The sequence below is a fragment of the Bacteroides helcogenes P 36-108 genome, from assembly GCF_000186225.1.
Lineage (GTDB): Bacteria > Bacteroidota > Bacteroidia > Bacteroidales > Bacteroidaceae > Bacteroides > Bacteroides helcogenes.
On the sequence record NC_014933.1, the window covers coordinates 1,930,082 to 1,952,204 of the forward strand.

Annotated in this window: 17 protein-coding genes; 14 read left to right on the forward strand and 3 right to left on the reverse strand. The window is 42.9% G+C overall.

The genetic code is table 11. The features are described from left to right. Window positions 1-14: 14 nt before the first annotated feature. The 3 genes from secA to lnb all read right to left on the reverse strand — a co-directional run bounded on the left by secA (window position 15) and on the right by lnb (window position 6,332). Entirely contained in the window at window positions 15-3,341 is a 3,327-nt protein-coding gene (gene secA, locus BACHE_RS07660; protein ID WP_013547128.1) for a preprotein translocase subunit SecA, read from the reverse strand. Window positions 3,342-3,546: 205 nt separating this feature from the next. After that, complete coding sequence (locus BACHE_RS07665) at window positions 3,547-5,115, reverse strand: alkaline phosphatase family protein (RefSeq protein ID WP_013547129.1); 1,569 nt, start codon at window positions 5,113-5,115, stop codon at window positions 3,547-3,549. After that, window positions 5,112-6,332, reverse strand: coding sequence for a lipoprotein N-acyltransferase Lnb (gene lnb / locus BACHE_RS07670; protein ID WP_013547130.1), 1,221 nt, complete (start codon window positions 6,330-6,332; stop codon window positions 5,112-5,114). Before lnb ends, BACHE_RS07665 begins: the two co-directional genes overlap by 4 nt. A 337-nt stretch (window positions 6,333-6,669) precedes the next feature. Here lnb and BACHE_RS07675 point away from each other — a divergent pair, with 337 nt between their 5' ends. The 14 genes from BACHE_RS07675 to BACHE_RS07740 all read left to right on the forward strand — a co-directional run bounded on the left by BACHE_RS07675 (window position 6,670) and on the right by BACHE_RS07740 (window position 22,123). Continuing rightward, window positions 6,670-7,401, forward strand: coding sequence for a type III pantothenate kinase (locus BACHE_RS07675; RefSeq protein WP_041579740.1), 732 nt, complete (start codon window positions 6,670-6,672; stop codon window positions 7,399-7,401). Continuing rightward, window positions 7,388-8,650, forward strand: coding sequence for a BamG family beta-barrel-assembly machinery protein (bamG, locus tag BACHE_RS07680; protein WP_013547132.1), 1,263 nt, complete (start codon window positions 7,388-7,390; stop codon window positions 8,648-8,650). The genes BACHE_RS07675 and bamG overlap by 14 nt, the downstream gene beginning before the upstream one ends. Window positions 8,651-8,694: 44 nt before the next feature. Beyond that, a complete protein-coding gene (locus BACHE_RS07685; RefSeq protein WP_013547133.1) occupies window positions 8,695-10,020 on the forward strand; it encodes a tetratricopeptide repeat protein in 1,326 nt (441 codons plus the stop codon). 4 nt (window positions 10,021-10,024) lie between these two features. Next, entirely contained in the window at window positions 10,025-10,651 is a 627-nt protein-coding gene (gene lptC / locus BACHE_RS07690; RefSeq protein ID WP_013547134.1) for an LPS export ABC transporter periplasmic protein LptC, read from the forward strand. Between the two features lie 4 nt (window positions 10,652-10,655). Next, on the forward strand, window positions 10,656-11,912 hold the full coding sequence (locus BACHE_RS07695) for a hemolysin family protein (protein ID WP_013547135.1): 1,257 nt from the start codon (window positions 10,656-10,658) through the stop codon (window positions 11,910-11,912). A gap of 122 nt (window positions 11,913-12,034) precedes the next feature. Then, entirely contained in the window at window positions 12,035-14,173 is a 2,139-nt protein-coding gene (locus tag BACHE_RS07700) for a SurA N-terminal domain-containing protein (RefSeq protein ID WP_013547136.1), read from the forward strand. A gap of 150 nt (window positions 14,174-14,323) precedes the next feature. Next, window positions 14,324-15,364 (forward strand): dual-specificity RNA methyltransferase RlmN, encoded by a 1,041-nt coding sequence (gene rlmN / locus BACHE_RS07705; RefSeq protein WP_013547137.1) that lies wholly within the window; start codon window positions 14,324-14,326, stop codon window positions 15,362-15,364. A gap of 68 nt (window positions 15,365-15,432) precedes the next feature. Then, window positions 15,433-16,491: a DUF4837 family protein gene (locus BACHE_RS07710; RefSeq protein WP_013547138.1), complete on the forward strand. Its 1,059-nt coding sequence runs from the start codon at window positions 15,433-15,435 to the stop codon at window positions 16,489-16,491. A 1-nt stretch (window position 16,492) separates the two neighbouring features. Continuing rightward, entirely contained in the window at window positions 16,493-17,590 is a 1,098-nt protein-coding gene (pdxA, locus tag BACHE_RS07715; protein ID WP_013547139.1) for a 4-hydroxythreonine-4-phosphate dehydrogenase PdxA, read from the forward strand. Window position 17,591: 1 nt separating this feature from the next. Continuing rightward, window positions 17,592-18,848 (forward strand): sigma-54 interaction domain-containing protein, encoded by a 1,257-nt coding sequence (locus tag BACHE_RS07720; RefSeq protein ID WP_013547140.1) that lies wholly within the window; start codon window positions 17,592-17,594, stop codon window positions 18,846-18,848. Beyond that, on the forward strand, window positions 18,835-19,362 hold the full coding sequence (locus BACHE_RS07725) for an LptE family protein (RefSeq protein ID WP_013547141.1): 528 nt from the start codon (window positions 18,835-18,837) through the stop codon (window positions 19,360-19,362). The genes BACHE_RS07720 and BACHE_RS07725 overlap by 14 nt, the downstream gene beginning before the upstream one ends. Window positions 19,363-19,367: 5 nt before the next feature. Continuing rightward, window positions 19,368-20,213, forward strand: a complete 846-nt coding sequence (locus BACHE_RS07730) for a hypothetical protein (RefSeq protein ID WP_013547142.1) — start codon at window positions 19,368-19,370, stop codon at window positions 20,211-20,213. A gap of 4 nt (window positions 20,214-20,217) precedes the next feature. After that, window positions 20,218-20,580 carry a preprotein translocase subunit SecG gene (gene secG, locus BACHE_RS07735; protein WP_013547143.1) on the forward strand — a complete coding sequence of 121 codons (363 nt, stop codon included), beginning with the start codon at window positions 20,218-20,220 and terminating at the stop codon, window positions 20,578-20,580. A 151-nt stretch (window positions 20,581-20,731) separates the two neighbouring features. After that, window positions 20,732-22,123, forward strand: coding sequence for an MFS transporter (locus BACHE_RS07740; RefSeq protein WP_013547144.1), 1,392 nt, complete (start codon window positions 20,732-20,734; stop codon window positions 22,121-22,123).

The following is a 22,123-nucleotide window of genomic DNA, read 5'->3' on the forward strand; positions in this document are numbered from 1 at the left end:
TATCATTGCTTTATCTATGCATTTTTCCCGTGGCAATTCTTATACTTTTTGCCACTTCCGCAAGGACAAGGATCGTTGCGCCCTACTGTCTTTTCTGCACGGATCGGTTCACGTTTGGGCTGTTCTCTGGTATCTTGTGCAGCGGCAGCCTGTTGGTTCGGATCGTTCAGATCGGTTTTTTGTTCATGATACTTGCTCATGTCCTGACGCTGTTCGGGGGCAGCCTGACGAACTTCTACCTGACGGGGAGCCTGAGGCGCTTCAGCCGGAGCCTCTTGTACCGGGATTTGTCCGCGCATCAGGATAGAGATGGTCTGGTTGTTGATTTTGTCAACCATCGCATCGAAAAGGTTCACGGATTCCAGTTTGTAAATCAGCAACGGATCTTTCTGTTCGTAGCTTGCATTCTGTACGGAATGTTTCAGATCATCCAGTTCACGCAGGTTCTCTTTCCATGCCTCGTCGATGACGTGCAGCAGGATAGACTTCTCAAACGATTTGACAACTTCCTTGCATTGGCTTTCGTAAGCAGCTTTCAGGCTGCAAGAAATATTGTACATACGTTTACCGTCCGTGATGGGAATAAGGATATTCTCATACATGTGGCCTTGAGTTTCATACACTTGCTTGATTACCGGATAGGCAACCTGTGCCATGCGCTCTGTCTTGCGTTTGAAGAGTTCCATAGCGGCATCAAATGTTTTTTCAGCAAGGTTCTCTTTCTTTTCGTTCCTGAATTCTTCTTCGGTAAAAGGAGCTTCCATTGCAATGTTTTGCAACAGATCCATCTTGCAGTTTTCATAATCGGGAGCCTCAATGGCGGCAGCACAACGATCCCAAATCATATTTACAATATCCATGCCGATGCGTTCACCCATCAGGGCGTGACGACGTTTGGTATAGACTACTGTACGCTGTTTGTTCATTACATCATCGTATTCCAGCAGACGTTTACGGATACCAAAGTTATTTTCCTCCACTTTCTTTTGGGCACGTTCGATGGACTTGGAAATCATGTTGGCTTCAATCATTTCTCCTTCCTTAAATCCGAGCTTATCCATTACACTGGCAATTCGGTCAGAAGCAAACAGACGCATCAGATTGTCTTCCAGCGATACGAAAAATACAGAAGATCCGGGATCTCCTTGACGTCCGGCACGACCACGCAACTGGCGGTCCACACGACGGCTTTCATGGCGTTCTGTACCGATGATGGCAAGACCGCCGGCAGCTTTCACTTCCGGACTCAGTTTGATGTCGGTTCCACGACCTGCCATGTTGGTGGCAATGGTTACGGCGCAACTCAGACCGGCCTTGGCTACAATATCCGCCTCTTTCTGGTGTAATTTGGCATTCAGTACACTATGCTCTATTTTGCGCATAGTCAGCATCTTGCTCAGCATTTCGGAGATCTCTACGGAAGTAGTACCTACCAGGACGGGACGTCCGGCTTCTACCATCTTTTCTATTTCTTCGATAACGGCCTTATACTTTTCGCGCTTGGTCTTATAAACGCGGTCATTCATGTCATTACGGGCTATCGGACGGTTAGTCGGAATTACCACGACATCCAGTTTGTAGATGTCCCATAGTTCGCCGGCTTCCGTTTCGGCAGTACCGGTCATACCGGACAGCTTGTGATACATACGGAAGTAGTTCTGCAATGTGATAGTTGCAAAAGTTTGTGTGGCGGCTTCTACTTTTACACCTTCTTTGGCCTCGATAGCCTGATGCAGACCATCGGAGTAGCGGCGGCCTTCCATGATACGTCCGGTTTGCTCATCCACAATTTTCACCTGCCCATCGATGACTACATATTCGTCATCTTTCTCAAACATAGTGTAAGCTTTCAGCAACTGGTTAATGGTGTGTACGCGTTCGCTCTTGATAGCATAGTTGGTCATCAGTGCATCTTTCTTTTCGAGGCGCTGTTCATCTGTCAGGTCTTTTTCATTTTCCAGCTCAGAAAGTTGGGCAGTGATATCAGGTAATACGAAGAATGTAGGATCTTCCGCGTTGCCGCTTATCAGATCCACACCTTTGTCCGTCAAGTCCACACTGTTCAGTTTTTCGTCGATGACGAAGAACAGAGGGTCTGTCACTTCGTGCATACGCTTGTTGTTCTGCTCCATGTAGATTTCCTCAGTCTTCAGCATGCCGGCTTTGATGCCTTGCTCACTGAGGAACTTGATTAACGCTTTGTTTTTTGGCAAGCATTTGTGGCTGCGGTACAAGGCAAGGAAGCCTTCTTCCACCTCTTTTTTGTCGTTTGAAACAATCAGGCGTTTGGCGTCAGCAAGGTATTGGGTAGCCAGCTTTTTTTGGGCTTCTACCAGACGTTCAACCTGGGGGCGAAGTTGCTCAAAGAGTTGGTCGTCGCCTTTGGGAACAGGTCCGGAAATAATCAGCGGAGTACGTGCATCGTCAATCAATACAGAGTCCACCTCATCGACAATGGCATAGTTGTGCTGGCGTTGTACCAAGTCTTTCGGACTGATAGCCATGTTGTCGCGAAGGTAATCGAAGCCGAATTCATTGTTTGTACCGAAAGTGATGTCGGCCATATAAGCTTTGCGGCGGGCATCGGAGTTAGGTTGATGCTTGTCGATGCAATCCACGCTCAGCCCGTGGAACATATAGAGAGGCCCCATCCATTCGGAGTCACGTTTTGCCAGGTAGTCGTTCACTGTCACCACGTGTACACCGTTTCCGGTGAGGGCATTCAGGAATACCGGCAGGGTAGCTACCAGTGTCTTTCCTTCACCTGTCGCCATTTCTGCGATTTTACCTTTATGCAATACCACGCCACCGAATAACTGTACATCGTAATGTATCATGTTCCATACCGTGTCGTTGCCTCCGGCAACCCAGTGGTTCCGGTAGATAGCCTTGTCGTCCTCGATGCGTACGAAATCTTTGGTTGCGGCAAGCTGGCGGTCAAATTCTGTGGCGGTAACAGTCACTTCTTCATTCTCGGCAAAGCGTTTGGCTGTTTCTTTTACGATAGAGAAAGCTACGGGGAGTACCTCGTCCAATGCTTTTTCGTAAATCTCCAGAATATCTTTTTCTATTTTGTCAATCTGGTTAAAGATATCTTCACGCTGTTCCAGTTCGGTGTTTTCGACACTTGCTTTCAGTTCCTCTACTTTGGCTCGCTGTTCGGTGGCCGAATCGCGGATATAAGCTTTCAGTTCTTCTGTCTTGGCGCGTAGAGCGTCATTATCAAGTTTGGCCACTTCCGGAAAAGCGGCTTTGATTTTTTCCACCCACGGCTGTATCTCTTTCATGTCGCGTGTGGATTTATTGCCGAAAATCGAGCTTAAAAATTCATTGAATCCCATTATATATTAGTTTTTATTATTATTTACTGATTTGATTTTGTGCGCAAATTTACTGATTTTGCAGCAGATAACACAATTAACAATGATTATTTTACAGATCCGGTTATGAATCTTCAGGCATGTATTACGTGGATGAGCACAGTTTGAGGTTTTGATCTATGTATGGCAACCGCGTAATTTGTACCTGCAAAAGAGAAACTTCTTCTTAGAATTTAAGAGGGGAGGCTGTGCTGGCATTTGGGGCACGGATGCGCATCACACTTGCCAGAGTGGGAGCAATGCAACTGACGCTGACAGGTATGCGGATGGTTTCTGCCTTTATGCCGCCGCCTATCAGGATGAGAGGGGCGGGAATATCAGCAGTTCGTATTATTCGGTTGTCATTGCTGTTTTCCTGCATGATGGTCCATCCCGGCAACACTTCAATCAGCAAGTCACCGGAACGTTTGCGGTGGAAGCCGTTACGTATGCGTTCTGTTTGAGGTGACCAAGGACCCAAAAGCAAGCGTTGTGCGGAATATACTTCATTCACGCCACTGAATTGTACGAGGAATCCTGCGGCTTTCTCTTGTATCTCGGCGAGATTCAGTTGCTTGTTTTCAATGAGTTTATGATTGAGGTAAATCTGTTGGTTATAATAAGCCTCCACATACTGCCCTTCGCCATAAGTCGCCATGAGATACATATTCAGCAAGGTGGAGCAACGGTTCATGTGGAATTCTCCTCCGGGCACGCGGTAAACATTCGGGTCGGCAGCTTCCGGGTCGGTATAGCCGGTGGAAGTGACGCAGAAGAGTACGTTGTGCAGACCTATCTTACGGTCTATGAGGTCCAGTAAGGAGGAAATACTGCGATCCAGCCGCACATAGGTATCTTGCATTTCCATAGCGCATTCTTGTGTGCTGTGGTGGTTGTAATTTCCGGCATAATAGGTCAGTGACAGCAAGTCGGGCGTTTCATCCTGGCCTATGGTGCTCTTGTTTATCAGTTCTTCAGTGAGCAGATTGACCTCTTCATTGATGAAGGGACTTGTAATCAGACGCCGGTATTTATTATTCCGTTCGCTGTCCAACTTATATTTAAAGGGCTCCGTTCTCCATTCTGGTAGGAATGTATAGCTGGTGATGGGGTGTGTCGGAACCCACACCATGTCTTTGATGCGGTAGTCGGGCGATTTCCTGTCGTTATATTGATTCAGCCACCAAGGAAACTCATTGTAGTAAGTGGTACTACACCACTTACCTGTTTTCTCATTGAGCCAGAAAGCTCCGTTGCCGGCATGTCCTGCGCTTAGGATAGCAGCGTCACGAAAAGGGGCGATGGCATAAACCAAGCCCTTGTTGCGCGTGGCTATTTTCAGTTCATCGGCCAGGGTAGAGGTCAGCAGTTGTGAAGGGGCGCTGCTTTCGTCGGTATAGTTGCCCATAAAACCGGAATCGTCCACGCAGTTCACCGGGCGCAGTGTGTTGGCATCCAGCCAATTTTCGGCAATGATTCCGTTGATGGAAGGCGTACTTCCTGTGTAGATGGCTGCAATGGCGGAAGCGCGGTCTATTCCGCAGAATGGAAATTCTATCTGGCGGAATACTCTGCCTTCATGCATCAGCCGTTTGAATCCTTTTTCTCCGTAAAGAGACGAGAATGCTTCCATATAGTCTGTGCGCAGTTGGTCGATGGTGAGCATTACCATCAACTTGGGCAGTACCGGCTGTGGCTGAGCATGCAGACCGATAAATGTCAATGCAAGTATGGAAGTTACCAGTCCTTTTTTCATTCTTTTTGTTTGTATGTGAGAACAAGGTTGCTTGTAGAACGTATCAGCAAACACAGTGCCAAAGGTAGCACGGCTATCGGGAATTTCTGTGGAATTATCGCCCAAAAACTTATAAAAAGAGTTAAAGTTACAAGATTGCCCAGCATGTAGCGGCTTAATTTTCTTTTTCGCACTCTGTTCAGCATGCAAGGAAGGCAGAAGATGTGTAGTGGATGGAATACGAACAGCAGGTAGTTGGGGCTCACTGCCGGATGCTCTGAGAAGAAAGTTAGAAAAGCCAATATGCATCCTGCTGCTCCGGCGGTGGCAAATAATATAGCATCAATTCCCCACAGTGTTTTTCCTCGACTAATCCCATAATAAGTAGCGATGATGACAAGTAGCAATAATAAGAGGGCTGATTGCACTGGTGTGATTCCTCCGGTCTGGAAGTCTGCGGCGGTTTTTCCTGTTACCACGATTTTCTCTTCAGAGGTGACCAATGGGCGGGCTTTTCCTTCCTTGTCAATGATATGGGCGGCATTAAAATACTCCTGCACATTGAAGGGAACGAACATCATTTCTCTCCGGCTGATGGGCCTGTCTGCTTTGCTTCCCATGCACAGGTCCATGCCTAAACGTGACCATAAGTGACCTTCGCTATATTTGTGTAATAAGTCTCGGTAGGTGATTCCCGTACTACTATCAGTCATGTTGTCAGCGTATTGCAGTGTGCCATCAATAGCTCTCTCTATTTGGTCGCGCGGACGGGTGGCGCAATTGTCGTAAAAAAAGTTGTAACGATACACCCGGTTCTCAGGTTGATAGTTGTCCTCCAACTGACTTATAAGTCTCTCTTTCTCATCTTGTGTGAGATTCAACGTCTGTTGCCAGACGTCACGTCCCAAAGCATAATATTCGGAAGCAAAGTGCTTATAGTTTGTGGCTCCCAATTGATAGTCGGTGCTTCCCAGGGCAAAGCGAAAGATGAAGTAGGGTGCGTTGAAATCGAATATCCCGTAATTGAAAACGGCGTCAATGCCATGTGTGAAGTTTTCGTAGCGTATTGCAGTATGTCCGAAAAGATAATAGATTTCACCGCCCGGGGCACATGTCAACAGACTGATGCGTATGGAATCGGGGATATCCTTCTGCGGTGCTTGCGTTTGGGCGATAGTTGCGCAAGGGCTGAAGAATAAAATAATGTTGCATAAGATAACAAACCAGTTCTGTTTCATGGCTGCAAACTTACAAAAAAACTAATTATGTTACAAAGAAGACAGGATAATAATGAAATTCCTAATTGAAGGGGCATTGTTTAGTATCAACTGTATGTTATCTCCATGGCTCCTCCGTAGTTTCACCGTAATTTCTCCGCATTTATGGTACTTTGCACAGTGAAACTACGGAGGAGCCATGGAGATAATAGGTCTGAGATAGGGTGAAGAGGTGTTTCTTTTTTTGAGGAGCATTGAAGCCCCTGGGGAGTGACGGAAGGTAATTTCTTTAAAAAAGAACTTTGTGAATGAAATAAAGTCGTACCTTTGCGCCGTTAAAATGGAAAAGTGCGAAGCAGTGAATCTCGTTGTTGATATAGGAAATACGGTTGCTAAGATAGCGGTATTCGATGGGCAGAATATGGTAGAGGTGGTATATGATTCCAACCAAACCTTAGAGCATCTGGATGAAATGTGCCGTAAATACATGCTTGAAAAGGCTGTTTTTACTACGGTTGTCACTTTGAGCCAACAAGTTCTGGCAAGGATAGGCCAGTTGTCCATCCCGGTGTTGTGGCTGGATGAAAATACGCCGCTCCCGGTGAAAAATCTCTACGAAACACCTCAAACATTGGGATATGACCGTATGGCAGCGGTGATTGGAGCTTATGAGCAGTCTCCGGGCAGGGATATATTGGTAATTGATGCCGGTACTTGCATTACTTACGAATTTATTGATGCGGCCGGCCGTTATCACGGTGGAAACATCTCTCCCGGCATGAGGATGCGGTTTGAGGCTCTTCATCGGTTCACCGGGAAGTTGCCGCTGGTTTCTTTTGAAGGACGGAAATTGTTTATGGGGAAAGATACCGATACGGCAATTCGTGCCGGAGTGTTGAAGGGCATTGAATATGAAATGGCAGGCTACATTATGGCTATGAAACATAAATATCCTGAACTTTTGGTTTTTTTAACGGGCGGGGATGATTTTTCTTTTGATACAAACTTAAAAAGTATCATCTTTGCAGACAGATTTTTAGTGTTGAAAGGATTAAATAGAATTTTAAACTATAATAATGATAGGATATAGACAAACACTTTTGGTGCTCTTACTCACGATATTATCCGGGGTGGCAGTCGCTCAAAATAATACAAATTCCCCCTATACGAGATATGGATATGGGCAGTTGGCGGATCAAGGTTCGGGTAATAGCAAAGCTATGGGTGGCATTGCCTATGGATTACGCGATAAGTATCAAACCAACTTCGTTAATCCGGCATCCTATACAGCGGTAGATTCACTTACTTTTATTTTTGACGGTGGTATCTCTTTACAAAATGTGAATTTTAGCAATGGCGCAGTGAAGCAGAATGCTAAAAATTCAAGTTTTGATTATATTACCATGCAATTTCGTGCGAATAAATGGACTGCAATCAGTTTGGGCTTGTTGCCTTATTCGAATGTGGGATACAATATGGCAAAAACTGTGGAAAACGCGGAAGTATCCTCTAATTCCAGTGTTGTTACTTATTCGGGAGAAGGCGGTCTGCATCAACTTTTCTTAGGAGCAGGCTTTAAAATAATTAAAAACTTTTCTATTGGTGCGAATTTTTCGTATCTTTGGGGGGATGTGACGAGGACTACGTATGAAAGCTTTCCCTCGAACACATCCGTTATGCCTTTTACGAAAGTTTTTAATGTTGCGATTAAAAGCTACAAGCTCGATTTTGGGGCACAATATACGCATCAGTTCGGAAAGAAACATACAGCGACTTTAGGTGTCGTGTTTTCTCCGGGGCACAACTTGGGCAATGACTCTTATGTTCAGGATCAGACGGGAAATTCCACCACAGGAGCCTCTGTCAGCACAAGGGACTCAATTGTTACTACGGGCTTGCCCACAACTTTTGGCGTTGGTGCGACGTATATATATGATAATCGTTTGATGGTGGGGATTGATGCTATGTTGCAGGATTGGGCTGATATAACTTTCATGAACCAGAAAGGTGCATTGTCTAAACGTGGAAAAATAGCGGTTGGTGCGGAATATCTTCCGAATCCGACGGGAAGAAGTTATTTCTCTCATGTGAAATATCGTTTGGGAGCTTATTACTCCAAACCTTATTATAAGATACGTGGTGAGCGTGCTGCCGATGAATATGGTCTGACAGCCGGATTCGGTTTACCGATACCGAGAACCCGTTCGGTTTTGAGCCTTTCGGCACAATACGTAAGAACACAGGGAAAACAAGCTGCATTCTTGAATGAGAATACATTACGTATCTGTGTTGGAGTAACTTTCAATGAACGTTGGTTTCACAAACGTAAAGTCGATTGATGATAGGGAATAGACAGAAATATAACAACTAAAATTTAAATACAATGAAAATTAAAACGCTTGTGGCTGTTTTGCTCCTTTCGGGTGGAGTGACCAGTACTTTCGCACAAAGTGAAAATTGTAATTCAAACAGTAGCATTTCGCACGAAGCCGTAAAAGCAGGTAACTTTAAAGATGCTTATGTTCCGTGTATGGCGGTGCTGAAAGATTGCCCGACTTTGCGATATTATACTTTTAAGGATGCAATTCTCATTCTGACGCACTTCATGCAAGAAATTAAAGATCGTAATTCTGCTGATTATAAGAAGTATTTCGATGAGTTGATGAATGTGTATGACGTGAGAATGCAGTATTTGCCTGAGTTTTCTAAAAAGTATAAAAGCGGAATACCTACTCCGGCTGATGCTTTAGGAACAAAGGCGGTTGATTATTTGCAATATGCGCCTGCTCCGGATCTTAATATGGCATACGCTTGGCTGAAAGAGTCCGTTGATGGTTCCAAGAGTGAAAGTTCTGCCGCTGTTCTTCATTATTTTTTGCAGACTTCAATGGAAAAGGTAAAAGCTGACAATAATCATACGGATCAGTTTTTTCAAGATTACATCGATGCCTCTAAGTATGCGGACGATGCGATAGCTGCGGAAACAGATGAAGGTAAAAAGACTAATCTGCAAGCTATAAAAGATAATTTAGTTGCCATGTTTGTCAACAGTGGTGTTGCTGACTGTGAGTCTTTGCAGAATATCTATGGTCCTAAGGTTGAAGAGAATAAAACAGATTCTGTATTCTTGAAGAAGACCATCTCTATTTTGAAGATGATGAAGTGTAATGAGAGCGAAGCTTACTTCAAGGCTTCTGAATATATGTACAGAATTAATCCGACCGCAGATGCAGCCGTAGGGGTAGCATACATGTATTATAAGAAAAGCGACTATAATAATGCTGTGAAGTATTTTGACGAGGCTTTGACTAAGGAAACAGATTCTGCCAAGAAAGCCGAAATGGCATATATCACTGCGGCTGCTTTGATGCAGGCCAAGAAATTGTCACAGGCAAGAAATTATTGTCAGAAGGCTATCAGTTATAATGAGAATTATGGTGAACCTTATATCCTTTTGGCGCAAATGTATGGCTCAAGCCCTAATTGGAGTGATGAACCGGCATTGAATAAGTGTACTTACTTTGTTGTTATAGATAAGCTGCAACGTGCAAAGGCAGTAGATCCAAGTGTGGCAAGCAAGGCTAATGAACTTATTGCAACCTATGCACGGCATACTCCGCAGGCTAAAGATCTTTTCATGTTGGGCTATAAAGCCGGTGACCGTATCACTATTGGCGGTTGGATAGGTGAATCTACAACCATTAGATAACATTATGTCGTTAAAACCCATTAACGTTATTTTTTACAGACATATAAGCATAACCATTGCCCTTGGGGCAATGGTTATGCTTCTTTTATTTTCTGCCTGCTCAGGACGTAAGAAAGAATTGGGAGCCGCTATCACCGAACGTGATTCTTTGCCCGTGATGGATACCCGCGGAGTAACTACTTTGGTTTCAGATTCCGGAATTACTCGTTATCGCATCAAGACGGAGGAGTGGCTGGTTTTTGATCGTAAGAATCCTCCTTATTGGGCATTTGAGAAGGGAGTCTATCTGGAAAAGTTTGATTCTTTGTTTCGGGTGGAAGCGAGCATTAAGGCCGACACCGCTTACTTCTATAATAAGGAGGAATTATGGAAGTTGATGGGTAATGTAGATATAAAGAATTTGAAAGGAGAACGCTTTAATACAGAATTGTTATATTGGGACCAAAGGAAGCAGAAAGTTTATTCGGACAGGTTTATACGGATAGAACAACCGGATCGCATTATAACCGGACGTGGCTTTGAATCCAATCAGCAAATGACTGTTTATACTATTCATCAGCCGGAAGGCATTTTTTATGTGGATGAGGAAGCTGCCACTGTTGATAGCCTTAAAACTGATACCGTCAATTGATAATATGAGTACCGTTGTATATTTATTGATAACCATGCTTTTCTCCGCCTTCTTTTCAGGGATGGAGATAGCTTTTGTCTCTGTTGATAAGCTGCGCTTTGAAATGGAAAGGAGGCCTGGAATTGCATCTGGTATCCTGGCTTATTTTTTGCGTAATCCTAATAATTTTATCTCTACTATGCTGGTAGGGAATAATATTGCACTTGTAATTTATGGTATCCTTATGGCCCAGATCATTGAGGTGAATTTTTTGGCCGGAGTGATTTCCAACCATTTTATAATGGTACTTGTGCAAACTGTTATTTCTACTCTTGTTATTTTAGTGACCGGTGAGTTTTTGCCTAAAACTCTATTCAAGATTAATCCGAATCTGATGTTGAGAGTGTGTGCAGTGCCTTTATTCATTTGTTATATAGTTCTGTTTCCCGTATCTAAACTGGCTTCTGGAATGTCTTATCTGTTTTTGCGAATATTTGGCTTGAAAATAAACAAGGAGGCTTCTGCCAGGGCTTTTGGAAAGGTGGATCTGGATTATTTTATTCAGTCAAGCATAGAAAATGCTGACAGTCAGGAGGAACTGGATACTGAAGTTAAGATATTCCAGAATGCTCTTGATTTCTCGAATATTAAGATACGTGATTGCATTGTACCCCGTACAGAAGTGGTTGCAGTCGATCTGACGACATCTTTGGAAGATTTGAGAAGCTTGTTCGTTGAATCCGGCATCTCTAAAATTATCGTGTTTGATGGGAATATAGACAATGTAGTGGGATATATTCATTCTTCTGAGATGTTTCGTAACCCTGCAGACTGGCGGAATAATGTAAAAGAAGTGCCTATTGTTCCTGAAACAATGGCGGCTCATAAACTGATGAAACTGTTTATGCAGCAGAAGAAAACGATTGCAGTAGTAGTGGATGAGTTTGGTGGTACGGCAGGTATCGTTTCATTGGAAGATTTGGTTGAGGAGATCTTTGGTGATATCGAAGACGAACATGACAATACATCATATATATGCAAGCAGATTGGAGAGCATGAATATGTACTTTCAGCTCGTTTGGAAATAGAGAAAGTGAATGAGACATTTGATTTGGATTTGCCTGAGTCGGATGACTATCTGACAGTAGGCGGCTTGATTTTGAACCGTTATCAAAGTTTTCCTAAACTGCATGAAGAAATAGCTGTCGGCAGTTATCAATTCAAGATAATTAAGGTTACGGCTACTAAAATAGAGCTGGTACGCTTGAAAGTTGTCGAATAATCTCGTTTAGATGTAATTTTTTAGATAATAAATGGATGCGTATTAGCATTTTTTGTATCTTCGTGCGCTAAAATGAATATGAAAAGAAAATAATAATGAACAAATAAATTATATTAACTAAAATGGCAACATTACAAAACATTCGGTCTAAAGGACCCTTATTGGTGATTGTTATTGGTTTGGCGCTGTTTGCTTTCATCGCAGGCGATGCGTGGAAAGTGCTTCAGCCACACCAATCGCAAGACGTAGGTGAAGTGAACGGGGAGACTGTTTCCGCCCAGGATTATCAGACAATGGTAGAGGAATATACGGAAGTTGTGAAATTTTCCAGTGGCGTGAGTGCATTGAGCGATGAACAGACAAACCAGATCAAAGATGAAGTATGGAGAAGATACGTGGAAAACAAGTTGGTTGAAAAGGAAGCTAAGAAACTGGGCTTGACGGTATCTAAAGCTGAACTTCAGGCTATTATTGATGCCGGTGTACATCCGATGTTGCAGCAGACTCCGTTCCGCAATCCGCAGACCGGCGCTTTTGACAAGGACATGTTGAAAAAGTTCTTGGTGGATTATTCTAAGATGAACAAAGCTCAAATGCCTTCTCAATATGCCGAATACTACGATTCCATGTATAAGTTTTGGTCTTTTATAGAGAAGTCGCTTGTACAGGCTCGTCTGCAGGAAAAATATCAGGCTTTGATTACCAAGTCTCTGTTCTCCAATCCGGTGGAAGCACAGGATGCTTTTGATGCAAGGGTGAATCAATCCGATTTGTTGCTGACTGCTATTCCTTATTCTTCTATTGTAGATTCTACAATTACGGTGACAGAAGGGGAATTAAAAGCTGCTTATGATAAGAAGAAAGAACAGTTTAGGCAATATGTCGAGGCTCGCAATATAAAGTTCATAGATGTGCAGGTTACTGCAAGCCCGGAAGATAAGGCTGCCATTCAGAAAGAGATGGAGGAATATACGACTCAGTTGGCTGGAACTCCCTCCGATTATACGACTTTTGTCCGTTCCACCGGCTCTACTGTTCCTTATGTAGATTTGTATTATACATCCAAATCTTTGCCTGCTGATATTGCAGCCCGTCTGGATTCAGTATCGGTGGGTGGTGTATATGGCCCTTACTATAATGTAACTGACAATACAATCAATTCTTTCAAAAAATTGGCATCCGTTACAATGGCTGACTCTATAGAATTCCGTCAGATTCAAGTTACGGCAGAAGATGCTGGTAAGACTAAATCTTTGGCGGACAGTATCTATAATGCAATCAAAGGAGGAGCGAACTTTGCCGATGTTGCTAAGAAATATGGACAGACCGGTGAGCCTACATGGATATCTTCTGCCAACTATGAAGGTGCACAGATTGATGGTGATAACTTGAAATACATTACAGCGATCACTACTTTGGGGCAGAATGAATTGATGAATCTTCCGTTGGGACAGGCAAATGTTATCTTGCAAGTCACCGATAAGAAAGCTAACAAGGACAAGTATAAAGTGGCTGTCATCAAGCGTCCGGTTGAATTCAGCAAGGAGACTTACAGTAAGGCATATAATGACTTCAGTCAGTTTATTGCTGCTAATAATACATTGGAAAAAATGGTGGCCAATGCAGAAGATGCCGGGTATAGACTTTTGGATAAAACCGACTTGTATAGTTCTGAACACGGCATAGGTGGTGTGAAGGGTACTAAAGATGCTTTGAAATGGGCGTTTGAGGCGAAAGCCGGTGAAGTTTCCGGATTGTATGAGTGTGGTGAAAGCGACCGTATGCTGGTTGTTGGCGTAGCAAGCATTGTTCCCGAAGGTTACCGTCCTTTGGCTTTGGTGAAGGATCAGTTGAAATTTGAAATTATTCGTGATAAGAAAGCTGAAAAGATTATGGCTGATATGAAAGCTGCTAACGCAACTTCATTTGACCAATACAAGAATATGGCAAATGCTGTTAGCGACTCTGTAAAACATGTCACTTTTGCAGCTTCTGCATACGTTCCGGCTTTACGTACCAGTGAGCCTTTGGTAAGTGCTTATGCTGCCATGGCTGACCTGAACAAACTTAGTGCTCCGATCAAGGGTAATGGCGGTGTATTCGTTCTTCAGCCTTATGCAAAAGAAAAGTTGAACGAAACATTCAATCGTGAAACTGAAGAAACGACTTTAGCTAATATGCATGCCCGTATGGCAAGTCAGTTCATGAGTGACTTGTATTTAAAGGCCGATGTGAAAGATAAACGTTATTTATTCTTCTAAAAGGGAAACAGGTATAAGAAAAGCCGTCCGGTAAAATTGCCGGACGGCTTTTTTTCGTTATCTGTATGGTTCATTTTCGGCTTGTGTCATTGCCTTTGTGCAACTTTATTTTTACCTTTGCACGAATAAATGATAATTTAGAGTTAGATAATGCAAAAACAACCTCTTTTGGGCTTAACGCTTTCTGAACTGCAGAATGTAGTAAAGAATTTGGGAATGCCCGGCTTTGCCGCCAAACAGATCGCTTCGTGGCTCTATGATAAAAAAGTGCTTTCTATCGACGAGATGAGTAATTTGTCATTGAGACATAGGGAATTGCTGAAAGAACTTTATGAGGTCGGTGCTGAGATTCCTGTAGATGCTATGCGTTCTGTGGATGGTACGGTGAAATATCTTTATCGTGCCGGAGAGGGGCATTTTGTAGAAGCGGTATATATACCGGATGACGATCGTGCCACACTTTGTGTCTCATCCCAAGTGGGTTGTAAAATGAACTGTAAATTTTGCATGACTGGTAAGCAAGGATTTACAGCTAATCTTACCGCTAATCAGATTATAAACCAGATCAGTTCGTTGCCCGAACGTGATAAGCTGACAAATGTGGTGATGATGGGTATGGGGGAACCTTTGGATAATCTGGACGAGGTGTTGAAAGCTTTGGAAGTAATGACAGCGTCTTATGGTTATTCCTGGAGCCCTAAGCGCATTACACTGTCTTCTGTTGGATTGCGGAAAGGATTGCAGCGCTTTATAGAGGAATCTGATTGTCATCTTGCCATTAGCCTGCATACTCCTGTTCCTCTTCAACGCCGTGAACTGATGCCTGCCGAAAAAGCTTTTTCCATAACGGAAATTGTAGAGTTGTTAAGAAACTATGATTTCAGTAAACAACGCAGGCTGTCTTTCGAATATATCGTTTTTAAGGGAGTGAATGATTCTTTGCTCTATGCTAAAGAATTGTTGAAGTTGTTGCGCGGTCTTGATTGCAGAATAAATCTGATCCGTTTTCATGCCATACCGGAGGTTGACTTGGAAGGGGCTGATATGGAGACTATGACTGCATTACGGGATTATCTTACCGCACATGGATTATTCACCACAATACGTTCGTCCCGAGGAGAAGATATCTTTGCCGCATGCGGCATGCTTTCCACAGCTAAACAGGAAGATGATAAACAAGAATTAATATAAATTATTAACTTTAGTATGGAGGATATACGCATTCTTCGTAGCTTTGTGAAAACTAAAAATATAGAGATATGAAAAAGCACTTGTTTTATTTAGGTATGACTCTCGTACTGGCGCTTTTTGCCGGATGCAGTAACGGAAAAAAGGGTGTGTTTACTCCGACTTCAAGTGGTCGTGCATATGAAATCCTGGTAGTGGTTACTCCCGGAGTGTGGGAACGTCCTGCAGGCAGAGCTTTGTTTGATGTGCTTGATTCTGATGTTCCGGGTCTTCCTCAGTCTGAACGGTCGTTTCGTATCATGTACACAGCTCCTTCCAATTACGATGCTACATTAAAACTGATTCGTAATATTATTATCGTAGATATAAACAAGGATCTTTATACTCAACCTAAATTTAAATATGCTAAGGATGTATATGCCGCTCCACAATCTATATTGACCATTCAGGCGCCTGATGAAGCTTCTTTTGAGAAGTTTGTTGAGGAAAACACTCAAGTGGTCATTGATTTCTTTACTCATGCGGAAATGAACCGTCAGATTGCGGTGTTGAAAGACAAGCATAGCGATTATGTATCTACAAAAGTGAAAGGTCTGTTTGGTTGTGATGTGTGGATACCGGGTGAACTGACTGCCACTAAGGAAGGCAAGAATTTCTTTTGGGCGGGTACGAACTCGGCTACGGGCGATCAGAATTTCGTAATCTATTCTTATCCCTATACGGACAGGAACACATTTACTAAAGAATATTTTATACACAAGCGTGATTCTGTGATGAAAGAAAATATTCCGGGAGCCCGTGAAGGCATGTATATGATGACGGATTCCTTGATGACGGATGTACACCCTATCAGTGTGCAGGGTGACTATGCATTGGAAGCCAGAGGATTGTGGCGTGTGAAGGGAGACTTCATGGGTGGTCCGTTTGTTTCTCACACTCGTTTGGACAAAGCAAACCAGCGCATCATCGTATCTGAAATATTTATTTATTCACCGGATAAAATGAAACGTAATTTGGTTCGGCAGATGGAGGCTTCGCTCTATACCTTGAAGTTGCCTGACAACAAACAGGAAAGTGCGGAAATTCCGGTGAACGTAGCTTCAAAAGATTCTATTAATAACAAGAAATAAAATGGAAGACAATAAAATAAGAGTAGGCATTACGCAAGGTGACATCAATGGGGTGGGATATGAAGTGATTCTGAAAACATTTTCGGATCCGGTGATGTTGGAATTATGTACCCCGATTATTTACGGTTCGCCCAAAGTGGCTGCTTATCATCGTAAATCTCTTGATTTGCCTACTAATTTCAGTATTGTAAATTCAGCTTCGGAGGCAGCCTACAATCGCTTGAGTGTGGTGAATTGCACAGATGATGAAGTGAAAGTAGAGTTTTCCAAGCCTGATCCCGAAGCTGGGAAAGCTGCATTCGGCGCATTGGAGAAAGCTATCGAAGAATACAAGGAAGGATTGATAGATGTGATTGTTACGGCTCCTATCAATAAGCATACCATCCAGTCCGATGAATTCTCTTTTCCGGGACATACCGAATACATTGAGCAGAAACTGGGCAATGGTGAAAAGGCTCTTATGATCTTGATGAAGGATGATTTCAGGGTGGCATTGGTAACGGGACATATTCCGGTAAGTCAGATTGCATCTACTGTCACTAAAGAGTTGATACAGGAAAAACTGTCTATCTTCAATCGTTCTTTGAAGCAGGACTTCGGTATTAGTGCTCCACGTATTGCTGTGTTGTCTTTGAATCCGCATGCAGGAGACGAAGGCTTGCTGGGAATGGAAGAACAGGAGATCATTATTCCTGCCTTGAATGAAATGGCGGCAAAGGGTATGCTTTGTTATGGCCCTTATGCGGCGGATGGATTTATGGGATCGGGTAACTTTACTCATTTCGACGGTGTGTTGGCAATGTATCATGATCAAGGTTTGTCTCCGTTCAAGGCTTTGGCTATGGATGAAGGAGTTAATTATACAGCGGGACTTCCCGTTGTACGTACTTCGCCTGCTCATGGCACGGCTTATGACATTGCGGGTAAAGGGCTTGCCTCAGAAGATTCTTTCAGGCAGGCTGTTTATGTTGCTATTGACGTGTACCGCAATCGCCAGCGTGACAAGGCGGCTCGTACCAATCCTTTGCGCAAACAATATTATGAGAAACGTGACGACAGCGATAAATTGAAGCTTGACAGTGTAGAAGAAGATTTATAGTATGACGAAAGCGGAAATACAACAAGTGAAATTGCGTTTTGGTATCATTGGTAACAATGAGGCGTTGTTACGCGCAATTGATATTGCCATTCAGGTGGCGCCTACCGACTTGTCTGTGCTGATTACCGGTGAAAGCGGTGTGGGAAAAGAAAGCTTTCCGCAAATTATCCATCAATATAGCCGGCGAAAACATGGACAATACATTGCCGTGAACTGTGGAGCCATTCCGGAAGGAACCATAGATTCTGAATTGTTCGGTCATGAGAAAGGGGCTTTTACCGGAGCTATCGGAGAAAGGAAAGGCTATTTTGGTGAAGCGAATGGAGGTACTATTTTTTTGGATGAAGTCGGTGAGTTACCTTTGCCTACCCAAGCACGCCTACTTCGTGTACTTGAAAGCGGTGAGTTTATCAAGGTTGGATCTTCCAAAGTAGAGAAAACAGATGTACGTATTGTTGCTGCTACCAATGTGAATTTGACACAAGCTATTGCTGACGGGCGTTTTCGTGAGGATTTGTATTATCGTTTGAATACTGTTCCTATTCAAATTCCACCTCTGCGTGAACGTGGAGAGGATGTTGTGTTGTTGTTCCGTAAATTTGCATCGGATTTTGCGGAAAAATATCGTATGCCTGCCATTCAGTTGACAGAGGACGCCAAACAAATATTATTGTCCTATTCATGGCCGGGCAATGTACGCCAACTGAAGAATATCACGGAACAAATCTCCATTATTGAGACGAACCGTGAAATAAATTCGACTATTTTAAAAGGATATTTGCCTGAGCAAAGCAATATGCAGCGCCTGCCTGCATTGTTTGGTGTAAAGGATACCAAGGGTTTTGAGAGTGAAAGAGAGATATTGTATCAGGTACTCTTTGATATGCGTCAGGATGTAACGGAATTAAAGAAGTTGGTGCATGAGATTATGACCGAACAGGGGAGGGGAGTCGTAAGCGCTCCAGCAGTCACTCCTTCTACTTATTATGCACCGAATGCTCCGGCAGTTACGCCTCCGGTAACTTCCGGCATGCCTACCATTATACATCCTGCTGTAAAACCGACTTCTGCTGTGGATGATGACATTCAGGATACGGAAGAGTATGTGGAAGAATCTCTCTCGTTGGATGAAGTAGAAAAAGAGATGATACGTAAAGCGCTTGAAAAGCATCATGGTAAACGTAAAAGTGCGGCACAGGATTTGAATATTTCCGAGCGCACCTTATACAGAAAGATAAAAGAATATGGATTGGATTAAAAAAACAACGCCGGTTGTCTTCTTGGTAATTTTGGGCTTTGTGGTATGTTCCTGCAGGATTTCTATGGGACTTGCTCCGATTAGCTCTATTGACTATACTAAAGTAAAGACTATTTCTATCGCTGATTTTCAGAATCGTGCAGAGTATGTATATGCACCGTTGGCTACGGAGTTTAATCAGAAACTGAAAGATATGTTCATACAGCAGACCCGTCTACGGTTAGTGGATTCAGGCGGTGATCTTGAGATTAGTGGTGAAATAACCGGTTATAATCAATATAATGAGGCGGTAGATGCCAGTGGCTATTCTTCTAAAGTGAAGCTGACATTGACAGTCAAGGTTACTTATGTTAACAATGCAGATCATAAAGATGATTTTACGGACCAGCAATTTTCCGCTTTCCAGACTTATGATTCTTCACAACTGCTAACAGCGGTACAAGACAATCTGATAACCTTGATGGTGAAAGATATTACAGAACAGATATTTAACGCAACTGTAGCTAACTGGTAATTAAAATGACATCTGCCCATTTGCAACAATGGATTCAGCATCCTGAAACATTGGATAGAGATTCCTTATACGAACTTCGTACTTTGGTGACACGCTATCCGTATTTCCAATCGCTTCGTCTGCTTTATCTCAAAAATCTTTATTTGTTGCATGACATTAACTTTGGTGCTGAATTGCGTAAAGCTGTATTGTATGTGGCAGACCGTCGTATGCTGTTTTATCTCATAGAAGGTGACCGTTATACTTTAAAGTCTCAGAAATCCTCTCTACTTTTTTCCAGAGTGATAGAAGACGAACCCAGCGTAGATCGTACCCTTTCCTTGATAGATGCTTTTCTTGCTACGGTTCCTGAAGAACATCCTCGAAATATGGAATTGGATTATGCGATGGACTATACATCTTATCTGATGCAGGAGGAAGAAACGGACGGACAATTGGAAGTTTGTGCGGAAGCGGTGGAGATACCCAAGTTGCGCGGACATGAGTTAATAGATGGTTTCCTACTGAAAAGCGAGGCAGCGGATATGCGTCTGCTTGAGATGAAACCGGATATTGAAGAAGAGCATCCGGCAGGAACTAATGTGGGGGAAGTGCGGGATGAGGAAACAGAGGCTTCTGAAATGAAAGAGGCGATGGAGGATGAAACTCCTGCGGAATCTCACGTCGTAGGAGACTCGGATGATAGTTGTTTTACAGAGACGTTGGCCAAAATCTATATTAAACAGCATAGATATGACAAGGCACTTGAAATTATTAAAAAATTAAGTTTGAATTATCCAAAAAAAAATGCTTACTTTGCAGACCAAATCAGATTTTTGGAGAAATTGATTATTAACGCTAAATCGAAATAACAAAATGTACTTATTATTAATTATCTTAATGGTGATTGCATCTGTGTTGATGTGCTTCATTGTGTTGATTCAGAATTCTAAAGGAGGTGGTCTGGCATCAGGCTTCTCATCGTCCAATCAGATCATGGGCGTGCGCAAGACTACTGACTTCCTGGAAAAAGCAACATGGACTCTGGCTGCAGTCATGGTAGTTTTCAGTATTGCTTCGGCTTACACTATTCCTTCTTCTTCGGCCAAGAGTGGGGATGTGATTATGGAGCAGGCACAGCAAGAAGAAAAAACTAATCCTTATAACATGCCTGTGGGTACGGCTGCTCCGCAGACTGAAGCTCCTGCTGCTCCTACTGAACAGCCGGTTGGTGAATAAGGTAGTGAAGAATGCGGTTCAGAGAACTCTTGCTCAATGAAAAAAAAGAAAGGTTGATATCCGAAGAGGTATCAGCCTTTTTTCTTTTGAACAAGGATTTGTTTACCTTTGCCGAGAATAATGCAATTTGATTATTAAATTCATAAATATAATGACAGAACAACTTAAACTTAAATTGAACGACTCCAAGGCAACTCGTTGGGGAGCGTTGGTGATTGTAGCCTTCACTATGATGGCGGCCTATTATGTAAACGATGTAGTGGCTCCATTGAAAACAATGTTGGAGACAGACTTGGCTTGGACGAGTACTGACTTTGGTTTCTTTACAGGAGGATACAGCTTTCTGAATGTGTTTTTTTTGATGCTGATTTGGGGCGGATTAATACTGGATCGCTTTGGCATTCGTTTTACCGGAAAGTTAGCAACTATCCTGATGGTAGGAGGTACGGCTTTAGAATATTATGCAATGACCGCGCTTGCCGATGCAGATGCAACAATCTTTGGGATAAAAGAGATTCTGGGATATAAAACAGGTGTGTTTATTGCTTTTGCCGGATATTCTATATTTGGGGTGGGAGCTGAAGTTGCGGGAATCACTGTTTCTAAAATCATAGCAAAGTGGTTTAAGGGCAAAGAATTGGCTACTGCTATGGGGGTACAGGTTGCCTTGGCTCGTATCGGTTCGCAGGCTGGTTATGCTGTAGCCATTCCTATGGCACGTGCCTTGGGGATCTCTTCTCCGGTGTTGTTAGGCTTGATATTGCTTTTAGGAGGTATGGTCGCTTTCTTTGTCTTCTCAGTAATGGATAAGAAGTTGGATAAACAGATGGAAGCTGCTGCTATAGCAGCAGGTACAGAAAACGAAGAAGAAAAATTCTCATTTAAGGATGTGAGGAATATTCTTGGTAATCCGGGATTTTGGCTGATAGCTTTGCTGTGTGTCTTGTTTTATTCATGTGTATTCCCTTTCCAAAAATTTGCTTCTGAATTGATGATTCTAAAATATGGTATTGGTGAAAATGTAGCAGGTGCTTTTGCCGGATTGCCGGCTTTGGGGGCACTGATTTTGACTCCTGTTTTTGGTGGCTTTATTGATAAACGTGGAAAATCAGCTTCTATTATGCTGTTGGGATCAGCTATGTTGATTTGTGTACACTTTATATACGCAATTCCGTTTATTCAATTCTGGTTGGTAGCTATTGTACTGATGATTGTTCTGGGTATTGCTTTCTCATTGGTTCCGTCAGCAATGTGGCCTGCAGTAGCTAAGATATTTCCGGTTAGCCAGTTAGGTACAGCTTATGCTTTGATTTTCTTTATTCAAAATATTGGTCTATGGGGTATTCCTACGTTAATTGGTAAGGTTCTTGATGTATATTGTATAACAGGTAAGAATCCTGACGGAACGAGTATCTATGATTATACAATACCGATGTGTATCTTTACAGGAATAGCTTGTTTATCTCTTATTATTGCTCTGTTATTGAAAAAGGCAGATAAAAAATACGGTTATAAGCTGGAAGAACCGAATATCAAAGAGTGA